Genomic DNA, 25,126 nt, shown 5'->3' on the forward strand with positions numbered 1-25,126 from the left:
AGATTCAGTCACTCTCTTTCTGAGTCACTGCAATCGCCAGTTCTTTCAGGGCATCGTCATTCGCGAAGCTCGGTGCATCTGTCATCAGACAGGCAGCTGCCGTAGTTTTCGGGAACGCGATAACATCACGGATGTTTTCAGTACCGGTCAGCAGCATCACCAGACGGTCAAGACCAAAGGCCAGACCCGCGTGCGGTGGTGTGCCGTATTGTAAGGCATCGAGCAGGAAGCCGAATTTGCGGCGCTGTTCTTCCGGGGTGATCCCCAGGATACCGAAGACCGTCTGCTGCATTTCGTTACGGTGGATACGGACAGAGCCGCCGCCCACTTCATAACCGTTGATAACCATATCATAGGCGTTAGCGATCGCCTCTTCCGGCGCGTTTTTCAGCTCTTCCGGTGACATGTCACGCGGTGAGGTGAACGGATGGTGCATCGCGGTCAGACCGCCTTCGCCGTCATCCTCAAACATCGGGAAGTCGATCACCCACAGCGGACGCCAGCTGTTCAGGTCGGTCAGGTTCAGGTCACGGCCGGTTTTCAGACGCAGTGCGCCCATCGCATCGGTCACAGTGCCTTTCGCGCCTGCGCCGAAGAAAATGATGTCGCCGGTCTGTGCGTCAGTGCGTTCCAGAATGGCTTCAACGGTTTCTGCGGTCAGGAATTTGGCGACCGGAGACTGAACACCCTCAATACCGGCAGAGCGATCGTTCACTTTCATCCATGCCAGGCCTTTCGCGCCGTAGATACCGACAAATTTGCCGTATTCATCAATCTGTTTGCGGGTCATTTCCGCGCCGCCGGTGACACACAGCGCCGCAACACGGCCTTTCGGATCATTTGCCGCGTCAGCAAATACAGAGAATTCAGAATTTTTCACCAGATCGGCGATATCAGTCAGTTCCAGCGGGTTACGTAAATCCGGCTTATCAGAACCAAAGCGGCGCATCGCTTCCGCAAATGTCATCACCGGGAAATCGCCCAGTTCAACATTGATGATTTCATTCCACAGTAAGCGGATCATGCGTTCCATCGTTGCACGAACCTGATCAGCGGTCATGAAAGAGGTTTCCACATCGATCTGAGTGAATTCCGGCTGACGGTCAGCACGTAAATCTTCATCACGGAAACATTTTACGATCTGATAATAACGGTCAAAACCGGACATCATCAGAAGCTGTTTGAACAGTTGCGGAGACTGCGGCAGCGCGTAGAATTTGCCTTTGTGCACACGGCTCGGCACCAGGTAGTCACGGGCACCTTCCGGCGTGGCTTTGGTCAGCATCGGGGTTTCGATATCGAGGAACCCTTCGCTGTCCATGAAGCGGCGGACAAAACCGGTGATGCGTGCACGGGTTTTCAGGCGGTTCGCCATTTCGCTGCGGCGCAGGTCGAGATAGCGGTACTTCAGACGCATCTCTTCGGTATTTTCGTGGTTGCTGTCGAGCGGTAACGGCTCAGAGCGGTTAAAAATGGTCAGGCCATCTGCATGCACTTCCACACTGCCGGTCGCCATCTCTTTATTAATTTGATTTTCAGGTCGCGCGCGGACAATTCCGGTAATCTGAATACAGAATTCATTCCGTAATTCAGACGCTTTGGCAAATGCTTCTTTTTGATCGGGATCGAAGAAAACCTGAACGATGCCTTCACGGTCACGCATATCGATAAAAATCAAACCCCCGAGATCACGACGACGGTTTACCCAACCACTAAGGGTTACTTTTTGATCGATGTGAGCACTGTTGAGCTGCCCACAATAATTAGTACGCATACGATATCCTTTTGTCCGCTATTGTGCGTTTCTGCAAAATTTTGGCATGGTTCTTTATGAAGAAATGTCAAAAAGGCGATCATTATAGTGGAAAATTCCTGATGAGATAAGAGCAAACCGCACATCTGCCACAGAGAATTTAGACACTAATTGATAATTTTCAAATAATTCAGTATGCATTAATATTAAAGATTGTGTTACCCGCTGCTTTGAGGTTTATCATTATTTTGCTGTTTCAATTGGCCATGGAGTAAAAAATGGTTAGTTCCCTTTATATTGTACTGGGTGCGCTGTTAATCATTAAACTATCACTCGATGTGATTAAACTGCGGACACTTTACCGCGTTGCCTATGGTGACGGCGGATTTTACGAATTACAGACGGCTATCCGTGTGCAGGGCAATGCGGTTGAGTATATCCCCGTTGCACTCCTGCTCTTACTGGTAATGGAGCAGAACGGCGCCCTGGTGTGGATGGTGCATATCTGCGGGATCATTCTGATTGCCGGCCGTCTTTTTCACTCTTACGGATTAAAACACCGCGAGAACCGCTGGCGGCGGACCGGGATGGCGGCAACCTTTATATCCATGATCCTGATGGTGATAGCGAATATCTGGTATCTGCCGTGGCAGCAGATTTTTTCGCCGTACATGTAACCACACACGCCGGGACATAACACTTTCTGCGCTGGGTCACCTCTGTTAGAATGCGCGCATCTTTTTGTATTGCAGATCTGTGTTATGTCCAAAGAAATTCCGAATCCGCAGCAGGATACTCTGTTTGCGGCACCCATTGCCCGCCTTGGTGACTGGACGTTTGATGAGAAAGTCGCGGATGTTTTTCCCGATATGATCAAACGCTCAATTCCGGGTTATTCCAATATCATTGCCATGATTGGCATGCTGGCCGGTCGTTTTGTCACGCCGGGCAGTCAGGTTTATGACCTCGGCTGTTCCCGTGCCGCCGCCACGCTTTCTATCCGCCCGAATATTGCGGATAAACCCGGCTGCCGGATTATCGCCGTGGATAATTCCGCGCCGATGGTGGAACACGCACGCCGTCATGTGGAAAGTTATAAATCCCCTGTCCCTGTGGAAGTCACTGAGGGCGATATCCGCCATATTGCGATTGAGAATGCCTCAATGGTGGTACTCAATTTTACCCTGCAATTTCTGGCGCCGGATGACCGCACTGCTCTGCTGAAAAAAATCTATCAGGGACTGCTGCCGGGCGGCGTACTGGTGTTATCAGAAAAATTCAGTTTTGAAGATGCGCAGATCGGTGATTTGCTGTTCAGCATGCACCACGATTTCAAACGCGCCAACGGTTACAGCGAACTGGAAATCAGCCAGAAGCGCACCATGCTGGAAGATGTGATGCTGACTGACAGTGTGGAAACCCACAAAGCACGGCTGAAATCTGCCGGTTTTGAGCATTGCGAAGTCTGGTTCCAGTGCTTTAACTTCGGGTCGCTGCTGGCGGTAAAAGAGAATAATCATGATTGATTTCGGCAATTTTTATCAGTTAATTGCAAAAAATGAGCGTCTGAGTCACTGGCTGGAAACGCTGCCCGCGCAGATAGCAAAATGGAATAAAGAGTCCCTGCACGGCTATTATCCGGGCTGGGTAAAAACCATTGAAAATCTGCCGGACATGACGCCGGATACACTGGATCTGAAAACCGGTGTCACCGCTCAGCGCGCGCAGCCGCTGACTGACGGGGAAACCCGCCGTATCACCAATATTCTGCGTAACCTGATGCCGTGGCGCAAAGGTCCGTTCTCACTTTACGGTGTGGAGATTGATACCGAATGGCGTTCGGATCTGAAGTGGGATCGCGTTCTGCCGCATTTGTCCCCGCTGGCCGGACGTACCATTCTGGATGTCGGCTGCGGCAGTGGTTATCACATGTGGCGCATGGCCGGTGAAGGCGCGGAACTGGTGGTCGGCATAGACCCGACCCAGCTTTTCCTCTGTCAGTTTGAGGCGGTGCGCAAGCTGCTCGGTAATGATCAGCGCGTCCATCTGCTGCCGCTGGGGATTCAGGAACTGCCGGCACTTCAGGCCTTTGATACCGTGTTCTCCATGGGGGTGCTTTATCACCGCCGCTCCCCGCTCGACCACCTCTGGCAGCTGAAAGATCAGTTGGTCTCCGGCGGCGAACTGGTGCTGGAAAGTATCGTTGTTGAAGGTGATGAACATCAGTGTCTGATCCCGGGCGAGCGCTACGCGCAGATGAGTAACGTCTACTTTATCCCGTCCGCAAAAATGCTGGCGGTCTGGCTGGAGAAATGCGGTTTCACCAATATCCGGATCGCGGATGAGTCTGTCACCACCACCGGAGAACAGCGCCGCACAGAGTGGATGATCAACGAATCGCTCGCGGATTTCCTCAATCCGGACGACCCGTCACTGACCGTTGAAGGCTATCCGGCACCGCGCCGTGCGGTTCTGATTGCCGAAAAACCATAATCATCACAAATAGGTATATACCCTGATATTTACAGGGTATATACCTCCAAAAAAATGACTGTTTCCTTTCCTGTGATTCCGCTACTCTGCCTGTCATATTTTGACGAATAAAGGCCATTCCGGATCATGAAATATTTTCTGCCCGCACTGTATTTCCCGCTTTTGCTGTCTGCCACCGCAGCCTCTGCCGCAGTATTAACGGATAATAATCACCGGGTTTTTATCGACCCGGAAACCCTGCGCATAGCAGTAGCGGATACCACTGTCAGCCGGGGAGTGGCGAAACAGTCTGTCAGTGATTTAACGGAACATCCCCGCCGCGTCAGCTGGTTCTGGCCGGACCGGGATATGAATGTCACCGCCGTACTGAATAATGCCGACCTCACGCTGACATTCACCACCAGCCAGCCACAACATTTTCAGTGGTTCACTCTGCCGGACAATACTGTTTCCGCGCTCTATATGCCGCTGGGCGAGGGCCGCCATATTCCGCTGAACAATGCACAGTGGCGTCACTATATGGTCACTGAACAGGACAATATCGATACCAATCAGGATCTGCAGTTACCACTCTGGAGCCAGCAGCAGGATCGTGTTTACAGCTGGGTATTACTCAGCCCGTTCCATAACCGCCTGCACTTTGCGGAGAAACAGCAGCGCCTGCAAATGAGTGCGGCGCATCAGTTCAGCCGGTTTAATCAGCAGCAGCCGTTTACTGTGATGCTGCATACCGGGGATACCCCGCTGGATGGCGCATTGCGCTACCGGCGCTGGTTACAGGACAATAAACAGTTCACATCACTGGAAGAAAAATTTGCGCAGATCCCGGATGGCAAAAAACTGATCGGTGCCACCCATGTCTATTTATGGGGAAAAAGTATTATTGACCAGCAGGATATCACCGACTGGCCGGGACTGGTGCGCTATCTGAAATCTCCCGCCGGTAAACCGTTATGGCAGGCAATGGAGCCTCAGAGCCGTGATGCCTTTACTGCCCTGAACGGTAAAACACCGGAAAAGTGGCAGCAGCCGTTTCTGGCAGACTCACTCAATCAGGCACTGAAAAAAGTTATACCACTGAGCCGCACCCCGGATGACAGTGATTTTATGGCCGCCCAGAAAGCACAGGCACAAGCTATCCGCGCTGAGGTCAGACAACAGCTTAGTCCTTTCCTTGCACCGGAAGCGGATTGGGGTCAGGGATTATCGCTGCCGCTTCTGACCACACTCACCCGCGCAAAACTGGATAAACTCTGGCTGGGTGCCGATAACTGGACAGCCGCCTGGTATCAGCCGCAGGCGCTCAGTTACGCCAAAGAGCACGGTTATCTTATTGCCGCGTATGATTCCTATGACACCGCCATTCCGGCAGGCAAAAATACGGAATGGCTGACAGCACAAATCCCCTCTGAGTTACGGGAAAAATGTGCGATTGTCACCCGGACAGGAAAGAAACTGCCGGGGTTCGGCGGGGACGGTTATTATCTGAATCCGGGCTGTATGCAGGATTTCTCAGAAAAACGGATGACAGAACTGGTACAGCTGACCGGAATTAACAGCCTGTTTCTTGATGTGGATGGTACCGGTATGGTGTCTGATGATTACAACCCGGCATCACCCACCAGTGCGGAAAACATGGCTGCAGCGAGAAATAACAGATTGCGTTCAGTGGCGGAGAAAATCTGTATTCCGGCGGGTTCAGAAGACGGTAACGCCGTGACCGCACAATATCTGATGTTTGCCCACGGTACTGAAACACGCGGGTTCGGCTGGAGTGATGCAGATATTCACCGCAACAAAAACTCTCCGTACTATCTGGGCGCCTGGTGGCCGGAAAATGAACCGGCGATCTTTTTTAAACCGGGGAAACTGAAAGATATCTATCTGACCACGGAATTTGATCCGCGCTGGCGGCTGCCGCTGTATCAGGCGGTGTTTCATGATGCGGTCATCACCACTCATCACTGGACGCTGGATAATCTGAAATTCCCGGTGGTCACCACCACACGGGAACTGCTGAGCCAGCTGTATAACACCCCGCCGCTCTATAACCTCAGCCGTAACACGGTTCAGACCCGTCTTCCGGCCATGATAAAATCAGACCGTATTTTCCGGCCGCTGCATCAGCAGTTGTGGAATAAAGCGCTGACCGGCTTTCGCTGGCTGGATAATGACGGCCGGGTTCAGCAGACACAATTCAGTGACGGTTCGGTCATTACGGTGAATTTTGCTGACCATAGTATTGCCGGTTATCCGCCGCGGTCACTCAGTGCGGTACCCGCAGAGGGAGAGCCTGTTAACGCCACCTTCTGACAGCAAAACGCCCTCAATATGAGGGCGTTTTTGATTTAACCGGAAGTGAACCGGATCAGTGCACCACCATACTGTGCAGATCCAATACGCCTTTCATTGCCTCAACCGTTTCCCCGTCCACACAGGTGTGGGTAAATTCATCGGCTTCACTGTCACTGCCCATCGCCACCCCGACTTTGCGGTAGCGCATAGTCGACTGTTTGGTTTTTGAGGCCGAGCTGTGTACTTCCTGAATACCGATATCAAGGAACTTCTGAATATTTGCCAGCCGCACACCGGCACCGGCCATAATCACCGGCCCCTGACTGGCCTCCTGTAACTCTTTGAGCAGTGTCAGCCCCAGCTCCGCACTCAGTTGCTGGCCGGATGTCAGAATACGGCTCACACCCAGATCAGTCAGTTGCTGCAATGCCAGCATCGGGTTGGCACACATATCAAAGGCTCTGTGGAAAGTGACCGCCATATCGCCTGACAGTTTGCACAGCATCTTCATCCGCGGCAGATCAACATGCCCGTCCTCATCCAGAATACCGGTGACTACCCCGGGAAATCCCAGGTCGCGGATCTTGGCGATATCATTTTTCATCACCGCAAATTCGGAGGCCGTATAGCAAAAATCACCACTGCGCGGACGGAGGATCGGGTGAACCGGTATCCGCAGCCGGTCGATAGTCTGTTTCAGCATGCCCCAGCTGGGGGTCAGCCCGCCCTCTGACGGCGCGGCACACAATTCAATCCGGTCAGCGCCGGCTTTTTCCGCAGTGAGGGCACATTCCACGCTGTAACAACAAATTTCCAGTTTCGCCATTGATTAGCCTCATCACTTAATTTCGCAGGTAAATATATCTCGTAAACGATTCAGTCATCCTGAGATACACTATTACATGTAATTTAGATTAATGAATTGTTAAATATCACAAGATGCAAAATATCCGGATGATTAGTACAGAGAAATGTCAGAATTGCAGGTTACCGCTCACTTTCAACAATTTCCTGTAACGTAAACGGGTGAAATTTAATTGTGACAGTGTCACGACTGACTGCCAGTGTCGGATTCGGCAGCCTTTCCTGCTCTCCGCGCGGATGGCTGGCCTTTGTGATCACCCCCGCCGGTAACGGCGACGGCAGGAGTGCGGCAGCGCGCTCTGTCAGTGTCTGCGGGTCGCCCGGCAGCACCAGTTCGATATGTTCCCATCCCTGATGTGCATACTGTTTGCCTTTTGGGAACGGCAGTTCCACTACCGGGATTCGCCAGTGCAGCAGTGTCAGCGGCTCATGCAGTAAAAACAGGTAGATAGGACGACCGTTAATCTGATTATCAGATAACACCGTACCGCATTCGCGGAACCCGGCCAGCCATTGCTCTGCCAGTGCCGTATCATGAGCCCGCAGCGAGATATGATCGGCCTGATACTGCGTGAGGTCGAGCTGCAAATCATCCGCAAACTGCTGTATTTTTCCGGCAAACACCGGCAGCTCTGCTGTCAGACCGGCAAGGGATGCTGTCTGTATTCTGTTTTTCATTATGATCCCCTGTGAGAATTCATCCGCAAAGGCGCTGATAGCTGATAGTAGCATGAGACCCTGTTTTTGTGGTATAAAACCAGCCAAATTTCACGACAACATCCCGCCCGGATGAGCCCGCTCCTCCGCTGCTGTTTCCGGGGTGTCATTTTGTTCTTTAAATTAAGGTAAACCGGTGAATATTCAGGCAATTCTTTCAGATAAGATCCAGCAGGCTCTTATCAGCGCAGGTGCACCACTTGATTGTGATGCTATCGTTAAGCAGTCTGCCAAAGCACAGTTTGGTGACTACCAGGCCAATGGTGTGATGGCTGCTGCGAAAAAAATGGGCATGCCGCCCCGACAGCTCGCTGAGAAAGTAATTGAACTGCTTGATCTCGACGGAATTGCCGACAAAACCGAAATCGCCGGTCCCGGATTTATCAATATTTTCCTGTCTCCGGCCTGGCTGACCGCTCAGCTGGAAACCGCACTGGCTGACGATAAACTGGGTCTTACCCCGGTTAAACCAATGACGATTGCCATTGACTACTCTGCCCCGAACGTAGCCAAACAGATGCACGTCGGCCATCTGCGCTCCACCATCATCGGTGATGCGGCAGCACGTACCCAGGAATATCTGGGTCATAAAGTGATCCGCTGTAACCATGTCGGTGACTGGGGTACGCAATTCGGGATGCTTATCGCATACCTCGAAAAAATGCAGAATGAAGATGCCGGGGATATGGCACTGGCTGACCTGGAAGCATTCTACCGCGAAGCGAAAAAGCATTACGATGAAGACGAAGTGTTTGCTGAGCGCGCGCGCGGTTATGTGGTCAAATTACAGGGCGGCGATGAATACTGCCGTACCATGTGGCGCAAGCTGGTGGATATCACCATGCAGCAGAACCAGGAAACCTATAACCGCCTGAATGTCACCCTGACTGAAGACGACGTCATGGGTGAAAGCCTGTATAACGACATGCTGCCGGGCATCGTCAGTGACCTGATGAACCGCGGTATCGCCGAAGAGAGCGAAGGCGCAATCGTCGTGTATCTCGACGAATTCAAAAATAAAGAAGGTGAACCGATGGGGGTGATTATCCGCAAGAAAGATGGCGGATATCTCTACACCACCACTGATATTGCCTGTGCGAAATACCGCCATGATGTGCTGCATGCCGACCGCGTTCTTTATTACATTGACTCCCGCCAGCACCAGCATCTGATGCAGGCGTGGACTATCGTCCGCAAAGCCGGTTATATCCCTGAAAGCATGACACTGGAACATCACATGTTCGGTATGATGCTCGGCAAAGACGGCAAACCGTTCAAAACCCGCGCAGGCGGTACTATCCGTCTGTCTGATCTGCTGGATGAAGCTGTTGAGCGCGCAGAAAAACTGATCCGCGGGAAAAACAGTGACATGCCGGAAGATGAGCTGAAACAGCTGGCGGAAGTGGTCGGCATCGGCGCGGTGAAATACGCGGATCTGTCAAAAAGCCGTACCACCGACTATATCTTCGACTGGGACAACATGCTGGCCTTTGAAGGTAACACCGCACCGTATATGCAGTATGCATATACCCGTGTGGCATCCGTCTTCAAACGCGCGGATATTGATGCAGACAGTCTGACACAGCCGATCATCCTGACTGACGACCGCGAGCGCCAGCTGGCGGCACGTCTGTTACAGTTTGAGGAAACCATTACTGCCGTTGCCCGCGAAGGCCTGCCGCATATGATGTGCAGCTACCTGTATGATCTGGCAGGTCTGTTCTCCGGTTTCTACGAGCACTGCCCGATCCTGGCGGCAGAAAGCGAAGAACTGCGTCAGAGCCGCCTGAAACTGGCGCTGCTGACACAGAAAACCCTGAAAGCCGGTCTGGATACCCTGGGTATCGGTACTGTCGAAAAAATGTAATCCCGGTACTACCGGTTATTATTTCTGCAAAAAAGGAACCATCCGGTTCCTTTTTTATTGTCTTCTGAATCTGTTACAACAAGACCCGGCACCCTGCCGCCTGTAATTTTTCTGCCACCGGCGGAACAGCTGAAAAACAATTCCAGCGCAGATCCAGTTTACGCAGCTGTGTGAGTTCTGCCAGGCTGTCCGGTAATGCACTCAGCTGATTAGCACGCAGATCCAGATATAACAGGGATGATAATTTCCCGGTATTTTCCGGTAGTTTTTTCAGTGCATTGAAACGCAGGTTCAGCGTAGTCAGTTGCTGTAACCGGCTTATTTCCGGTGAAATACATGCCACCCGATTATTATTCAGGTCAAGAATTTCCAGCGCTGCCACAGCAGCAATTTCATCCGGAATTTCAGTTATCTGATTATTCATCAGGTGCATTTCACGGGTATTTTTCAGTCCGCTGACCGCCGCAGATAATGCCGTGATCTGATTATTATAGAGCCGGATTTCTTCCATTTTCTCCATGTCAGAAAACCATTCCGGTATTGCCGTCAGGTGATTATCCGTTGCATTAAAATAACGCAGATTTTTCAGTCCGGAAAATGATGACGGCAATCTGCTGTACCCGTTTTCACTAAGATAGAGATATTGCAGCTGATGCAGTTCACCGATTTCCGGCGGAACATTCGCGATACAATTATGTCCCAGATCCAGCATTTCACAGGCGGACAGTTGTGCAATATCCGGCGGAATGACAGCCAGCTGATTACAGGAGAGGTTCAGTACCTGTAATGAAATACAGTGGCGCAGCGCTGCCGGATATTCCGTAAGCTGATTGTTATACGCACTGATAACCTTCCGGGCATACGGCGGTGTGATAAACATATCAATTGAAGTATAACCGCCGTTATCCAGGTTAAGTTCAGCATCAGAAACAGTGTGTTGGTGCAGCATAATAAAACTCCGGCGTCAGCAGTAACAATCAGTATTTTTGTCATAATAACACTGTTGTCAGTCACCCTGTCTTACATTCTTTCCGGCAGGTACGGTATGCCATTTTGATATCCCGGCTGTGAGATAGCGGGTGCTATGCTCCCCTGATAAATAACAGGAGGGATTATGGCAGATAATAAAATCTGTTTTTCTGATGTGAAAATGGCCGGGAATGCCGGGAATACAGAAATAATTACCGCAGCGGATAAAACCGTATATGGTTTTACCGGTGATAATGATTCAGATAACTACGGGCTGTTAACCGCGCTGTTTCAGCTGCGTTACTTCGCCAGCAACGTTATTTACCGGCAGCAGACCGATGATATTCACCTGATATTCAGGAATTGCACAGAATACAGCCCGGTTGTACGGGAACTGAGGACGGATAACTATATTATTCGCGCCGGTGATATTGCTGACAGTTTCCGGCCGTTTGTTCATGATCATCCGGTCGTGTTTCTCGATCCGCCGGTTGATGATGTTGCTGCTGCCATAGCAGATAAAGGGTTAAATACTGCCGCTCAGGGACTTTTCTCGATGGTGGTATTAATCCGGCGTATTATCAGCAGTTACAGTAAATTCAGTAAAAGTGAAAAACCGGAAGAAATTAACGGTCTCGTATTTATCTCTATGCCGGAGCGTCATCTGAATATTCAGTGGCATGAGCACTGTATTCCATTACTGCAGGCGACATTTCCGCAAACTGTATTTTACCTGACAACACAGTCTCCGGTGATATTATCACAACTTAACGACGGTGAAGCATACCGGTTATTCCGCGACAGCGGAGAGATTATCCGCACACAGAAATACAGCTGATTTCCGGACATAAAAAAGCCTGATGGTTTATCATCAGGCTCCGTACACCATATTATCAGTCCGTTACTTTGTGACTATACTGTTTTTCTGCAATTTTCTTGCTTTTGCTGATTGCAGTTGCATGGCAATAAACAGCAATACCACAAGCACCACAGACAATATCAGTAACAACCCGTAGAATCCGTTCCACTGATACCCCTCAATCACTTTGGACAGCGGATAACCGGCAGCAGATGCCCCGATATAGGCAAATAAGCTGACAAATCCGGTTGATGCGCCGGACGCATATTTATGTGAGTTTTCTGCGGCAGCCATCGCAATCAGGAACTGCGGCCCGAAAATAAAGAAACCGGTCATGAAGAACAACGCGGAGAACACATATTTACTGTCGATCGGGACAGCCCATAAACATACCGCTGAGATGATAATACCCAGGGTATAAATCACGTTCATCTGTGAACGGTTACCCTTGAATAATAAATCCGATCCCCAGCCGGCGACAATCGCACCAAAGAAACCGCCGATTTCGAACATCATTACCGTAGCATTCGCGGTCAGCAAATCATAATGATGCGTTTCAATCAGATATAAGTTACCCCAGTCATTAATCCCGGTACGGATGACATAAATTACCGCATATGAAAGCGCCAGTACCCAGATGATCTTATTTTTAAAAATATATTCTTTGAGGATAGTCCAGCGCGATAAACCAAGCCCCTGCTCTTCATGGGCAATTTCCACCTGGTCGTTACGCCATTCACCGACAGTCGGCAGTCCCATTGAGCGCGGACGGTCACGCAATAAGAAGCAAAGCAGCAGGCCGACAACAATTGCGATCACCCCCGGAATAATCATTCCGTAACGCCAGCCCAGCCACAGCGCCACACTTCCGGATAAAATCGGAATAATAGCACCACCGATATTATGGGATGTATTCCAGATTGACCACCAGAAGCCCCGTTCATTACGGGAATACCAGGTATTCAGTATTTTAGAGCATGGCGGCCAGCCCCAGCCCTGAAAGAACGCATTCACCATCCATAAGGCAATAAATACCGGAATAGAGGATGTTAAGCCAAACAAAATATTCACCACACCGGTCATGATAAGACCTAATCCCATAAACCAGCGCGGATTTGAACGGTCACCGATAATACCGGAAAGAAATTTGGATGCCCCGTAAGTCAAATAGAAGGCCGTTCCCACCATCCCGATATCTGCTTTGGTTATTCCCAGATCAGACAGCATTTCCGGCATGACAAAGTTAAAACTCTTTCTGGTGAAATAAAAAACCGCATAACCGATATAACTGACGATCATCAGATGCAAACGCCAGTAACGGTATGTTTTGTCGATTTCATTTTTACTCATGGTAACCGGTTTATCCGGCGATTCAGAAAATATAGCCATTACGTTCTCCGTACTGCAATTATCAGTAGTGATTAGTTTTTATATGTCATTATCATGAGTCGTTATCAGTAAATAACACACTGTTTCTCAACAGAGCGTACTGTTTTATTACAGGCGGGAAGCGAAAGACGTGACGATATTCAAGTTATACGGTAAACACCGTAATCAGCCTTAATTATGATTCTGTACAGTGAAATATGATTCCCTGTTATTTTGTGTCACTTATGACACATATCAGATAATGATATTATTATTTCATTATTGATATTATTTTTATCTGTCACTGTTACATCTGATGATGTATTAACTGATATTTTACGGGATGTAATCTGGTTTTTTGAGCTGAATCGATAAAGCCATGAAACTAAATATATTTTTTGCAATGATAATCAGCAAGATACAAAAGCATAATCTAAAACCAGAAGATTAATAACATTAATATATTAATTATTCAGGCGGGAAATACAAAAACGGGGCTGTTATCAGCCCCGTCAGAATGAAATAAAAACAGCTTATAAGCTGCGCTGTGCAAAGTCCCGCAAGCGGAAACCCAGCGCGTATAGTGCTGCAAAATACGCACCGGCACCGGCTATCACCACGCCCATCAGGCGCAGCATCCGCATCAGCATATTGCCTTGTGACCATTCCGGCATCAGATACATCATACCGACCAGTACCGCAGCCATAAACAGCATCGCAATCACCAGTTTGAGGAAGAATTTTCCCCAGCCCGGTAACGGAGTGAAAATGTTTTGCTTACGCAGCTGCCAGTAAAGTAACGAGGCGTTGAAACAGGCCGCGATACCAATCGACAGTGCCAGGCCGGCGTGTTTAAACGGCCCGATAAACGCCAGGTTCATCAGTTGTGTCAGGATCAGCGTGGCAATCGCAATTTTAACCGGCGTCTTAATGTTCTGGCGGGAGTAGAACCCCGGTGCCAGCACTTTAATCACAATCATCCCCATCAGACCGACGCAGTAAGCCATCAGCGCCTGCTGTGTCATCAGGGCATCAAATGCGGTAAAATTTTTGTACTGGAACAGACTGACAGTCAGCGCTTCCGCCAGAATGGCCAGCGCCACCGCACACGGCAGAGCCAGCAGGAAGCAGAGACGCAACCCCCAGTCCATCAGTTTGCGGTATTCGGTGGTGTCGCCTTTGGAGAAGCTTTTCGCCAGTGACGGCAGCAGGATCGTACCCAGCGCCACCCCGAGCACACCGGACGGCAGTTCCATCAGACGGTCGGCGTAATACATCCAGGAGACCGAACCGGACACCAGAAATGAGGCAAAAATCGTGTTGATAATCAGTGAAATCTGACTGACAGAGACACCGAGGATCGCCGGCCCCATCAGTCTCATTACCCGCCAGACACCGCTGTTACGGAAAGAAACTCTCGGCAGCACCAGCATGCCGATTTTTTTCAGGTGCGGCAGCTGGTAGGCAATCTGCAATACTCCGCCAGCCAGTACCGCCCACGCCAGCGCCATAATCGGCGGATTAAAGTACGGCGCGGCAAACAGCGCGAACCCGATCATACTGACGTTCAGCAGTGTCGGGGCAAACGCCGGGACCGAAAAACGGTTCCAGGTATTGAGTACGCCCCCCGCCAGTGAGGCAATGGAGATCAGAAAGATATACGGGAAAGTGACTTTCAGCAGATTGGTGGTCAGCGTGAATTTATCCTGATCACCGGTAAACCCGGGGGCGGTAACATAGATAATCCACGGCGCGGCGAGTATCCCGAGTACCGTGACCACGGCCAGGAACAGTGTCAGCATCCCGGAAACATAGGCAATAAAGGTACGGGTGGCTTCATCACCCTGCTGGGTTTTATATTCGGATAAAATCGGCACGAAAGCCTGGGAAAATGCCCCTTCGGCAAAAATCCGCCGCAGCAGATTCGGCAGTTTAAAGGCGACAAAGAAGGCGTCGGCGGCCATCGATGCCCCGAAAATCCGGGCGATAATGGCATCGCGGATAAAGCCGAGTACGCGCGAAAACATCGTCATTGAGCTGACGGCGGCGAGAGATTTCAATAAATTCATGCTGAATGTGCTGGTCAGATAACAAGGGCGGAAATAGTATCACGATAACGCGGGCGGAACAGAAAAACCCGCCGTTATCGTGGCTTAACCCAGTCAGGAGTGGTCAGAGCGGTCAGAACATGGTCGCGCCACCGGCCGTTAATCATCAGATACTCCTTTGCATAGCCCTCTTTTTCAAACCCGAGCCGGGCGAGGAGCTGCCCGCTGCGCTGATTATGGGGCATATAGTTTGCCATAATCCGGTGCATGCCCTGCTGACGCTGCATATAGCGGAGAGTCGGTTCCAGCGCTTCCTGCATATAATGCTGTCCCTGCCATTTCTCCCCCAGCGAATAGCCGAGAAAACAGGCATGAAATACACCGCGGATAACATTACTGTAGTTCGCCACGCCCATGACCTCATTTTCCGCTTTATCCAGCAGCAGAAAATGAAATGCAGTACCCTGCCGGTGCATCTCTGTCATCAGCTGTAAGCGCGACGACCAGCCGGAAGGATGATAATGGCTGCGGTCGCGCAGAGGCTCCCATGGCTTCAGAAATTCTTCATTATCACAGTAATATTCACTGATGCGGTACGCGTCCCGCTCATGAGCCAGACGAACCACCATTCTGTCCGTGTTAAAACGAAGCTGCGGCGTATTCGCGCGATAGCCGAACAACATAATTCCTCTCTCAGAAGGCCGTAATCAAGGTGTGCTTAACCACGTTCCGTCGATAAAAAAATATCATCCTGAATTCTCTGTCATCACGGGCGGAATAAGCAGAGAATAGAAAGTGTAATCATCTCCCTTTTTTCTATTCCTTTCAATATTTAATGTGGTGCTGAATGTCACTTGTCAGACAAGCCCGGACACTGGGTAAGTACTGGTTGCTGGTGGATAACCTGCTGGTTGTTCTCGGCTTCTTTGTGGTCTTCCCGCTGATCTCCATCCGCTTTGTTGAGCAACTCGGCTGGGCGGGGATTGTGGTCGGGTTTGCACTGGGGCTGCGTCAGTTTGTCCAGCAGGGGCTGGGCATTTTCGGCGGCGCCATTGCTGACCGTTTCGGCGCCAAACCGATGATCGTTATCGGTATGTTTCTCCGTGCCGGTGGCTTCGCCCTGATGGCCATGGCCGATGAGCCGTGGATACTCTGGCTGTCCTGTGTCCTTTCCGCCATCGGCGGTACACTGTTTGACCCGCCGCGTACCGCGCTGGTGATCAAACTGACCCGTCCGTATGAACGCGGCCGTTTTTACTCCCTGCTGCTGATGCAGGACAGTGCCGGTGCGGTGATCGGGGCACTACTCGGCAGCTGGCTGCTTATCTATGATTTCCATCTGGTCTGCTGGGTGGGCGCGGCAATTTTTATCATTACCGCACTGTGTAACGCCTGGTTACTGCCCGCTTACCGCATCTCCACCACCCGCACGCCGGTCAGAGAGGGTCTGACCCGCGTACTGCGCGATAAACGTTTCTCCCGCTATGTGCTGACACTGACCGGCTACTTTATTCTCTCCGTGCAGGTGATGCTGATGTTCCCGATTATCGTCAACGAACTGGCAGGCACCCCGGCAGCGGTGAAATGGATGTATGCCATTGAGGCCGCCTTATCACTGACGCTCCTCTATCCGCTGGCACGCTGGAGTGAAAAACGCTTCCGGCTGGAAACCCGTCTGATGGCCGGGTTGTTCCTGATGAGTCTGAGCATGTTCCCGGTCGCACTGACACATTCACTGCATGTATTGTTCGCGATTATCTGTTTGTTCTATTTAGGATCAGTGATCGCCGAACCGGCACGGGAGACACTCAGTGCCTCGCTGGCTGATCCGCGTGCACGCGGCAGTTACATGGGCTTCAGCCGTCTCGGGCTGGCATTCGGCGGTGCCATCGGCTATACCGGCGGCGGCTGGCTGTATGATTTGGGTAAAGAAATGCAATTACCTGAACTTCCCTGGTTTTTACTCGGTACAATCGGTCTGATTACACTGACTGCACTCTACCGCCAGTTTAACCCGAAGAAGATAAGCCCGGCCGTATTAAATTGATCCGGATATTTTGGATTTGCCGCAGCACAGGTTAGTATCGGGTGGTATACAACAGGAGATACTGATGAGATTATTCCTTTTTACCGCGGCACTGGTCGCAGCAACAGTTTTAACGGGCTGCGACAAGTTAACTGAAATCAGTGTCAGTGAAGAGACGATAAACAGTGCAGTGGCTGAAAATATCCGGCTGAACAAACAGATTGGTATGGACGGTGTGGCAGATGCGGATTTTACCCTGGAAAAACTGCTCACCGAGATTGGCCGGGAAGAACCGGGTAAAGTCAAACTGACCGCAATCGGCTCACTGAAGCTGGTGTCACTGTTCGGTTCGCGTGATTTTACCATTTCAATGACCCTCAGTGCCGCACCGTATTTTGATGCCGCCGGGGGGGCAATTTATATGCGTGATATTGAAATCACCAATTACACACTGGACCCGGATAAATGGGATACCCTGATTTCTGCACTGATCCCTTACCTCAATCATACACTGAGCACCTTTTTCAATATTACCCCCGTCTATGTGCTGAACGCAGATAATACCGCCGAAGCGGCGGCGAAAAAGTTTGCCAAAGGCATTGAAATCCGTCCGGGCCGGATAGTTATCCCGTTAACGGAATAACCTTTGATAAAAATTTTTAATTGTGCCCGTAAATTATTAATTCACTAAATTATGATACCGCTCCTTAACTATCCCGCCGGGAACGGTATTATTTTCCTGTTCTGCAAAAGAATGTGACGAAAATTCAAAGCATACGAAAAAATACCAGGCCATCTGATTCTGACACTTCCGCAATACTCTCCCCGAAAATAAGAATGAAACGCTGTTTTATCTGCTGCCGCAGATAAAATTAATTTGTGATTGACCGCTTTTTTCTGAATCTGCCGCCTCCTTTTTTGATGATATATTTCACAATTCATAAACATTTTTAACATCATGCTTCTTCATTTCAGTAACATCAGAAAATAATCATTTCCGGATAAGGATCATCTGATGCTGACACTGATTGGACTGCTGATCATCGTAACGATTGTTATTTTGCTGATGACAGGAAAAACCAGCCCTGTTATTGCCATGTCTGTTATTCCCCTGTTTGGTGCCCTGCTGGCGGGTTATTCCCTGACTGACATTACCGCGTTTTTTGATTACGGCATCAAAAAAGTCGCGAATGTCGCGGTGATGTTTCTGTTTGCCATTCTGTTTTTCAGCATTATGAAAGATCTGCACATTTTCAATCCGTTTATCCGCCTGATGATCGGGCTGACGCGGGGAAGTGTGGCGATTGTGGCTATGGTGACAGCCCTGGTGGCGGCCGTTGTTCATCTTGACGGCTCCGGCGCGGCTACTTTTCTGATTATCATTCCGGCATTTTTACCCATCTACCGGCGGCTGGGTATGAGCCCGTATCTGATGCTGCTGCTGATGTGTATGAGTATGGGGGTCATGAATATGGTGCCGTGGGGCGGACCGCTCGGCCGGGCATCAGCCGTGACCGGTATTTCCGCCTCTGCTCTGTGGCAGCCGCTGATCCCGGTGCAAATCATCGGTATTACCGCATCGGTGCTGGTTGCCGCCCTGTTCGGCCTGCGGGAAAAACACCGTATCGCCCGTGCAGCACAATACGGCACCACGCCGTATGAACAGGATTCCCTTCTTGAGCTGTATGATGAGGCTGATAACGAAAAGGGTACTGAAAAACCACAACGCTTCCTTATCAATATGTTGCTGATCCTGCTGGCGATCCTCAGTCTGGCGCTGGGGTGGCTGGCCGCTCCCTATATTTTTATGCTGGCACTTTCTGCCGCTCTTATCATCAATTACCCGAAACCAAAGGACCAGGTTGCGGCGATTAATCATCATGCCCCGCAGGCATTGTCTATGGCGGCAATTATTCTTTCTGCCGGGGTATTCCTGGGGATTATGGATAAAGGTGGCATGCTGGAATCTGTCGCCAAAGATCTGCTGCTGATTATTCCGGAACATCTGGCTTCTGAATTTCATATCATTATCGGGATGATTGGCGTGCCGCTGGATATATTTACCAGTACCGACGCCTATTATTTTGCGCTGCTGCCGATTGTCCGTGATGTGGTGGCTTCCGCGGGTATCCCGCCGGCGGATGTGGTGTATGCCATGGCCATCGGTAATAACGCCGGTACGTTTGTCAGCCCGTTTTCACCGGCAGTCTGGCTGGCGGTGGGGATCGCCGGTGTGGATATGGGACGCCATCTGCGTTACTCCTTCTTCTGGATCTGGCTGTTCAGCTTTGTCACGCTGGCAGCAGGCTGGTTTCTGGGGTTGTTCTGAGCCTGATACAAAAAGCCCGGTCATCTGACCGGGCCGGGAATAACACGTGACAACGTCACATATCAGTCATTATTTTCGTCTTCTTCATCGTCTTCAGTCAGTTCTTCATACAACGCTGATAACGCCTCGCGGGTCATAATCGCCAGCGTACGGTAAAACCCGTGTTGTGCATGAGATTCGACTTTCCCGAGGAATGCATCACTCCACGGCAGCAGATAATCCGCAAACAACGCTGTCTGGGCGCTGACTTCATCTTCCTGTGCCTGATCTTCCAGCCAGGATGCCGCAAGCAGCAGAGAGCCGAAGCTGTCTGTTACGGCGTCTGTCAGCGGCATACCGCGTTCACTGAGAAACTGACGCACCTCACTCTCCGGCTCACCGGTATACTCTGACCGGTGCTGAGCCACCGCCCCGTCAGTAAATAACTGCTGATAATCCGCCGTCAGTTCAGCGGTATCACAATGCTCAGCCAGTCTGGTCAGCAGCGCGTCCTGTTCCAGCGGCCAGTGAGCTTTCAGCTGCCCCTGCTTAATCATCGTCAGAACCGGTGCCAGCACAGGATCAGCCGGAGCGCGGTTAAACAGGGTTCCGAGCAGGCGGCAGACCAGCGAAAATTCATTCATACTTCAAATCCTTATTAACTGAGTTGCCGCTATTGTCCGGATTGTCCTTATCGCTGTAAAGAATTAATACCCCAGCTCCATATTCACCACACCGTGCGGTGCTTCACCCCGCTCAATCCGCTCAATATTGGCGACAATGGCTTTCATCGCCTCTGACGGAATAGTGAATGCGGCAATATGCGGTGTGACATCCACCCTCGGATGTGTCCAGAACGGGTGCATTTCCGGCAGCGGCTCGGTGGCGAAGACGTCCAGGCTGGCACCGGCAATCTGCCCGTCATCAATTGCTTCGAGCAGATCGTTATCCACCAGATGGGAACCGCGCGCCAGGTTAATCAGGTAAGAGCTCTGCGGCAGCTTACTGAACAGCGACTGGTTGAGGATACCGCGCGTCTGTGGTGTGTCCGGCAGCAGGTTGATCAGCAGACGGCTGTGACTTAAGAATTCATCCAGCTGATCGTTACCGTGGAAACCGGTTACGCCCGGGATCTGTTTCGGTGTCCGGCTCCAGCCATGGACTTTAAATCCGAACTCCGCAAGTTTTTCCGCCACTGAACGACCGAGAACCCCGGTTCCCAGTACCCCGATTTCAAATTCATCAAACGTAAACGCCGGCTGCGCTTTCCAGATACGCTGCTCCTGCTGACGTTTGTAAATATCCATTTTGCGGAAATACCACAGCGCTTTGGCAACCGCGTACTCCTGCATCTGCGCCCCCATCCCGGTATCTTCAAGGCGGATCACCGGCACCCCGGCAGGCAGTGTGCCCGGGTTCGCCTGCTCCTGCTTCAGAATGGCATCCACGCCGGCACCCAGTGCAAAGACACCTTTCATCGTCGTCCGCCCCGCCAGGCACTCACGCGGTGGTAACCACACCAGCGCATAATCAGCCGGTTGGTTATCACCCGGCACCCATTTACGGATATCGGCCTGTGGCAGGTGTTTTTTCATGCCGTTGATCCACAACTCTGAGTCAAAAAAAGGATGGTAGAAAATAATATTCATGCGGCGCTCCTCTGTTTTTTTACCAGCCTGATAGGATTACGGAAAGAATTCAAGCCCCGGAGAGATTTTCACCTCGTTAAAATGTTGTTATTGTTAACTGACCTGCATAATTTTCCGGCAGATGATTTACTGCTGAAAAAAATTTGCCGGTCGCTTTTTATGCGGCCGGTACTGTATTTTTACTGAAACCGCTATGTTAATCACCAATATGCTGTTTTTTTAATTAAACGAACGAAAAAACACATTTTTTTTCACAGAGTGTATTGACGGGTTACACCGCTTCCCCTATAGTAGCGCCCCGTTGCAGCGAGATATCAACGCAACGAACAGTACCCCGGTGAGATGTCCGAGTGGCTGAAGGAGCACGCCTGGAAAGTGTGTATGCGCGAAAGTGCATCGAGGGTTCGAATCCCTCTCTCACCGCCATATTAAGAGAAGAGCCTGCTGAGCAATCAGCAGGCTTTTTTCGTTTCTCTCTTTTCTTTTTTTATACTGCCTTCCCTGTCAATGACAGAATATCCTGTTTTATTACACCTTAACTTCTTCATATTTTTGATTTTATTTTAATATCCGCTATTGTATACAACGTCATTTGATGTATCTCAGCTAAATCTCTCTCTGTTTTGCGTACACTAATGCGCTTTGGCGTCTCCCTATTTTTTTCATATGACTCAGAGGTGACAGTTGTCCGGAAATGAAAATTTCAACATTTAAAGGATTATCTCTTTTTTCTGCATTAATTGACTCGTGCTGGAAACAGCCTTACTCCGTTTCCCGTCTGATAAAAGATACCATTGCCGGTATCACCGTCGGGATTATTGCTATCCCACTGGCTATGGCACTGGCTATCGGCAGTGGTGTGGCACCGCAATATGGTCTGTATACCGCCGCTATCGCCGGTATTGTCATTGCGGTGACCGGTGGTTCCCGTTTCAGTGTCTCAGGACCAACCGCAGCATTTGTGGTGATCCTCTACCCCGTTTCCCAGCAGTTCGGGCTGGGCGGCTTACTGATAGCCACGCTGATGTCCGGGATTATCCTGCTGGCGATGGGCCTCGCGCGTTTCGGTAAACTCATTGAATATATTCCGATTTCCGTGGTGCTCGGCTTCACCTCGGGGATTGCGATCACTATCGCCACCATGCAGGTAAAAGATTTTTTCGGCCTGACCATGGCGTATGTGCCGGAAAACTATGTGGATAAGGTGATCGCTCTTGTCAAAGCGATGCCGACCATTAATCTGTCCGATACCCTGATCGGTGTGACCACCCTGCTGGTGCTGATCTACTGGCCGAAACTGAAACTGCGCCTGCCCGGCCATCTGCCCGCGGTGATTGCCGGGATGCTGGTCATGCTGCTGCTGTCAATGTTCGGTATGGAAGCCGCCACCATCGGTTCGCGCTTCAGTTATACCCTGGCTGACGGCACGCAGGGCGCGGGTATCCCGCCGATTCTGCCGCAATTTATTCTGCCGTGGAATTTACCGACCCCGGACGGCAAAGAATTTGTATTCAGCTGGGCCACGATTACAGCACTGATGCCTGCGGCGTTTTCAATGGCAATGCTCGGCGCGATTGAATCGCTGCTTTGTGCCGTCGTACTCGACGGGATGACCGGCAAGAAACATAACTCTAACGGGGAATTGCTGGGTCAGGGACTGGGTAATATCACCGCGCCGTTCTTCGGCGGTATTACCGCCACTGCCGCGATTGCCCGCTCTGCCGCTAACGTGCGCGCCGGAGCCACATCGCCTGTCTCTGCCATTATCCACTCCCTGCTGGTTCTGCTGACCCTGCTGGTTCTGGCACCACTGCTCTCTTATCTGCCGCTGGCCGCGATGTCAGCTCTGCTGCTGATGGTAGCCTGGAATATGAGTGAAGCAGCAAAAGTGATTGAACTTATCCGCCGCGCACCGAAAGACGATATTATCGTACTTCTGCTGTGCCTGAGCCTCACCGTGCTGTTTGATATGGTGATCGCCATCAGTGTCGGGATTGTGCTGGCTTCACTGCTGTTTATGCGCCGTATCGCTAATATGACGCGTCTGAGTGAATCCTCTTATACTGATCACGATAAAGGTCTGCTGGTTGTCCGTATTAACGGCCCGCTGTTCTTTGCTGCCGCGGAACGGATTTTTGATGATCTGAAAGTCAAAAGTACCGGCTATCACACGATTGTGATGCAATGGGATGCGGTGCCGGTACTGGATGCAGGCGGATTAAAAGCGTTTCGCCGTTTTATTGATGAAGCCGGTGTGGACACGCATATTGTCGTTACTGATATTCCGTTCCAGCCGCTGAAAACCCTGGCGCGGGCACGTATCGTACCGGTTGAGAATAAAATCAGCTTTTATCCGTCAGTCAGCAAGGCTCTGATTGAACTGGGGCTGATGAGCGGTGTGACCTCTGAGGCATGATAATATCAGCAGTCAGGTTATACTGAATACAGCGGCGGGCGCAGAGTCCGCCGTTTCTTTATCCGGCACCGGAGAAAAATCATGGCTGTATTTCGTCTTCCGTTTCTTAACTGGCTGATTATTAATGGCATTGCTGCCGCATGGCTGTATGCCAAAAATGCACTGGTCATTCAGTTCAGCGGCTGGAGCGGTATTTTAGCCATTCTGATCGGGCTGGAAAGTCTCGGCTGGATTGGTGCATCACTGGTGTACTTCCGCCGCCATAACACCACACCAAACCCGCTCGGCGAAGCCACACATCTGATCACCGGCGGGCCGTTCCGGCTGTCCCGCAATCCGGTTTATCTCGCACTGACCACCGCCTGTACCGGGTTTGCGCTGCTGACCCATTCATATTATTTTCTGATCGGCGGACTGATTTTCTGGCTGATCACCGATCTGTTCAGCATACCGCAGGAAGAAAAATTCCTTGCCGGAAAATTTAAACAGGAATGGACGGCATATTGTCAGCAGACACGACGCTGGCTGTGATTGCTAATATTGCAAATCAGATATTACAAATCAGATATTGCAAATCAGATATTACAAATCAGAGAGCGCTGCCCTGGCCGCCGTTTGCCAGCAGATACTGCCACAGGCCGTTCATACCGAGCCAGCGGTTGCTGCACCAGTCCGGTGCCAGTAAGGTAGGACGCCGTGCGCTGGCGCAGATACGGTGATAAATCATATCCGGTGGCGTGTGGCGGATCATCTCTCCGGCAGTGGCAACATATTCTTCCAGCGAAATCACGGGTAAGCGCCCCGCCCGCCAGGCTTTTGCCATCGTGCTGCCGTCCACAATATGCAGCGGATGCAGTTTGATGCCCTCAACACCGGTATCCAGCACACGCTCAAGTGTGATGAGATTATCAGCAGCGGTTTCTCCCGGCAGACCACTGATCAGGTGACAGCACACTTTCAGTCCCCGCTCACGCGCCGCCCGTGTCGTTGCCTGATAACAGGCAAAATCATGACCGCGGTTGATGCGTTTCAGTGTTTTATCATGTGCGGTCTGCAATCCCAGCTCCAGCCACACTTCATAGCCCTGCTGCTGATAATGCTGAAGCAGGTCCAGTACCGCCTCCGGCACACAATCCGGCCGGGTGCCGACACATAATCCGACCACATCCGCCTGTGTCAGCGCGGACTCATACATTTTCCGCAGCAGTTCCACTTCCGCATACGTACTGGTATACGCCTGAAAATACGCGAGATAACGTTTGGCACGGGTGATTTTGACGGACTGCTGACTCAGTTGATCCTCAATAGAATCATACTGTGCATTTTCATCCGCAAAAGAGGCCACATTACAGAAGGTACAACCGCCGCGCCCGAGGGTGCCGTCACGGTTGGGGCAGCTGAAGCCGCCGTGGAGGGTGATTTTATGAATTTTTTCGCCATAACGGCGCTGAAGATCAGCGCCGAACATGTTAACGACTGTGTGAAGCTGCATCG

The 25,126-nt window shown here is 50.9% G+C and carries 21 protein-coding genes and 1 tRNA gene; 12 read left to right on the plus strand and 10 right to left on the minus strand.

Translation table 11 applies throughout. The features are described from left to right. Window positions 1-4: 4 nt before the first annotated feature. Entirely contained in the window at window positions 5-1,774 is a 1,770-nt protein-coding gene (gene aspS / locus R5268_RS05105) for an aspartate--tRNA ligase (RefSeq protein WP_166707707.1), read from the minus strand. A 257-nt stretch (window positions 1,775-2,031) separates the two neighbouring features. Here aspS and R5268_RS05110 point away from each other — a divergent pair, with 257 nt between their 5' ends. The 4 genes from R5268_RS05110 (at window position 2,032) to R5268_RS05125 (ending at window position 6,559) form a co-directional block, all read left to right on the plus strand. Further along, entirely contained in the window at window positions 2,032-2,430 is a 399-nt protein-coding gene (locus R5268_RS05110; RefSeq protein WP_046892218.1) for an MAPEG family protein, read from the plus strand. 84 nt (window positions 2,431-2,514) lie between these two features. After that, entirely contained in the window at window positions 2,515-3,279 is a 765-nt protein-coding gene (gene cmoA, locus R5268_RS05115) for a carboxy-S-adenosyl-L-methionine synthase CmoA (RefSeq protein WP_052927496.1), read from the plus strand. Then, window positions 3,272-4,246, plus strand: coding sequence for a tRNA 5-methoxyuridine(34)/uridine 5-oxyacetic acid(34) synthase CmoB (cmoB, locus tag R5268_RS05120; protein ID WP_317418879.1), 975 nt, complete (start codon window positions 3,272-3,274; stop codon window positions 4,244-4,246). Before cmoA ends, cmoB begins: the two co-directional genes overlap by 8 nt. Before the next feature lie 126 nt (window positions 4,247-4,372). Next, window positions 4,373-6,559, plus strand: coding sequence for a glycoside hydrolase (locus R5268_RS05125; protein WP_317418880.1), 2,187 nt, complete (start codon window positions 4,373-4,375; stop codon window positions 6,557-6,559). Between the two features lie 55 nt (window positions 6,560-6,614). On the opposite strand, the gene cutC is transcribed toward R5268_RS05125, so the two are convergent. Further along, the gene (gene cutC / locus R5268_RS05130) at window positions 6,615-7,367 is read right to left on the minus strand and encodes a copper homeostasis protein CutC (RefSeq protein WP_054424434.1); all 753 of its coding nucleotides are present in this window, start codon (window positions 7,365-7,367) and stop codon (window positions 6,615-6,617) included. Window positions 7,368-7,528: 161 nt separating this feature from the next. Then, the gene (locus R5268_RS05135; RefSeq protein ID WP_314048427.1) at window positions 7,529-8,083 is read right to left on the minus strand and encodes a VOC family protein; all 555 of its coding nucleotides are present in this window, start codon (window positions 8,081-8,083) and stop codon (window positions 7,529-7,531) included. 175 nt (window positions 8,084-8,258) lie between these two features. Between R5268_RS05135 and argS the strand changes: the two genes are divergently transcribed. Then, window positions 8,259-9,989 carry an arginine--tRNA ligase gene (gene argS, locus R5268_RS05140; RefSeq protein WP_317418881.1) on the plus strand — a complete coding sequence of 577 codons (1,731 nt, stop codon included), beginning with the start codon at window positions 8,259-8,261 and terminating at the stop codon, window positions 9,987-9,989. A gap of 73 nt (window positions 9,990-10,062) precedes the next feature. On the opposite strand, the gene R5268_RS05145 is transcribed toward argS, so the two are convergent. Continuing rightward, the gene (locus R5268_RS05145; RefSeq protein ID WP_317418882.1) at window positions 10,063-10,938 is read right to left on the minus strand and encodes a leucine-rich repeat domain-containing protein; all 876 of its coding nucleotides are present in this window, start codon (window positions 10,936-10,938) and stop codon (window positions 10,063-10,065) included. 165 nt (window positions 10,939-11,103) lie between these two features. Here R5268_RS05145 and R5268_RS05150 point away from each other — a divergent pair, with 165 nt between their 5' ends. Then, entirely contained in the window at window positions 11,104-11,796 is a 693-nt protein-coding gene (locus tag R5268_RS05150) for a hypothetical protein (RefSeq protein ID WP_218455514.1), read from the plus strand. Window positions 11,797-11,859: 63 nt separating this feature from the next. On the opposite strand, the gene uhpC is transcribed toward R5268_RS05150, so the two are convergent. From uhpC to rimJ, 3 genes are all read right to left on the minus strand, one after another. Further along, window positions 11,860-13,206 (minus strand): MFS transporter family glucose-6-phosphate receptor UhpC, encoded by a 1,347-nt coding sequence (gene uhpC, locus R5268_RS05155; RefSeq protein WP_107679854.1) that lies wholly within the window; start codon window positions 13,204-13,206, stop codon window positions 11,860-11,862. 512 nt (window positions 13,207-13,718) lie between these two features. Further along, window positions 13,719-15,254: a murein biosynthesis integral membrane protein MurJ gene (gene murJ, locus R5268_RS05160; protein ID WP_107679853.1), complete on the minus strand. Its 1,536-nt coding sequence runs from the start codon at window positions 15,252-15,254 to the stop codon at window positions 13,719-13,721. 74 nt (window positions 15,255-15,328) lie between these two features. Further along, on the minus strand, window positions 15,329-15,913 hold the full coding sequence (gene rimJ, locus R5268_RS05165) for a ribosomal protein S5-alanine N-acetyltransferase (protein ID WP_317418935.1): 585 nt from the start codon (window positions 15,911-15,913) through the stop codon (window positions 15,329-15,331). A gap of 167 nt (window positions 15,914-16,080) precedes the next feature. On the opposite strand from rimJ, the gene mdtH reads away from it, so the two are divergent. The 3 genes from mdtH to R5268_RS05180 all read left to right on the plus strand — a co-directional run bounded on the left by mdtH (window position 16,081) and on the right by R5268_RS05180 (window position 19,588). Then, window positions 16,081-17,280: a multidrug efflux MFS transporter MdtH gene (gene mdtH / locus R5268_RS05170; protein ID WP_052927473.1), complete on the plus strand. Its 1,200-nt coding sequence runs from the start codon at window positions 16,081-16,083 to the stop codon at window positions 17,278-17,280. A 64-nt stretch (window positions 17,281-17,344) separates the two neighbouring features. After that, window positions 17,345-17,902 (plus strand): lipoprotein, encoded by a 558-nt coding sequence (locus R5268_RS05175; protein WP_046892226.1) that lies wholly within the window; start codon window positions 17,345-17,347, stop codon window positions 17,900-17,902. A 372-nt stretch (window positions 17,903-18,274) separates the two neighbouring features. After that, window positions 18,275-19,588, plus strand: a complete 1,314-nt coding sequence (locus R5268_RS05180; protein WP_317418884.1) for a citrate:proton symporter — start codon at window positions 18,275-18,277, stop codon at window positions 19,586-19,588. A gap of 62 nt (window positions 19,589-19,650) precedes the next feature. Here R5268_RS05180 and R5268_RS05185 read toward each other — a convergent pair whose 3' ends face one another. Continuing rightward, window positions 19,651-20,211, minus strand: a complete 561-nt coding sequence (locus R5268_RS05185; RefSeq protein WP_218455511.1) for a molecular chaperone — start codon at window positions 20,209-20,211, stop codon at window positions 19,651-19,653. Between the two features lie 63 nt (window positions 20,212-20,274). Then, window positions 20,275-21,216 (minus strand): glyoxylate/hydroxypyruvate reductase GhrA, encoded by a 942-nt coding sequence (gene ghrA / locus R5268_RS05190; protein WP_317418885.1) that lies wholly within the window; start codon window positions 21,214-21,216, stop codon window positions 20,275-20,277. Between the two features lie 336 nt (window positions 21,217-21,552). Here ghrA and R5268_RS05195 point away from each other — a divergent pair. The 3 genes from R5268_RS05195 to R5268_RS05205 all read left to right on the plus strand — a co-directional run bounded on the left by R5268_RS05195 (window position 21,553) and on the right by R5268_RS05205 (window position 24,163). Then, window positions 21,553-21,642 (plus strand) — tRNA-Ser (locus R5268_RS05195). 268 nt (window positions 21,643-21,910) lie between these two features. Continuing rightward, window positions 21,911-23,632, plus strand: coding sequence for a C4-dicarboxylic acid transporter DauA (gene dauA, locus R5268_RS05200; RefSeq protein WP_317418886.1), 1,722 nt, complete (start codon window positions 21,911-21,913; stop codon window positions 23,630-23,632). 81 nt (window positions 23,633-23,713) lie between these two features. Further along, on the plus strand, window positions 23,714-24,163 hold the full coding sequence (locus tag R5268_RS05205; RefSeq protein ID WP_317418887.1) for an isoprenylcysteine carboxylmethyltransferase family protein: 450 nt from the start codon (window positions 23,714-23,716) through the stop codon (window positions 24,161-24,163). Between the two features lie 58 nt (window positions 24,164-24,221). On the opposite strand, the gene R5268_RS05210 is transcribed toward R5268_RS05205, so the two are convergent. Continuing rightward, the gene (locus R5268_RS05210) at window positions 24,222-25,124 is read right to left on the minus strand and encodes a TIGR01212 family radical SAM protein (protein ID WP_317418888.1); all 903 of its coding nucleotides are present in this window, start codon (window positions 25,122-25,124) and stop codon (window positions 24,222-24,224) included. Window positions 25,125-25,126: the final 2 nt, after the last annotated feature.

This window comes from Morganella sp. BCCO 40_0007 (assembly GCF_032989665.1).
GTDB classification, from domain to species: Bacteria; Pseudomonadota; Gammaproteobacteria; order Enterobacterales; family Enterobacteriaceae; genus Morganella; species Morganella sibonii.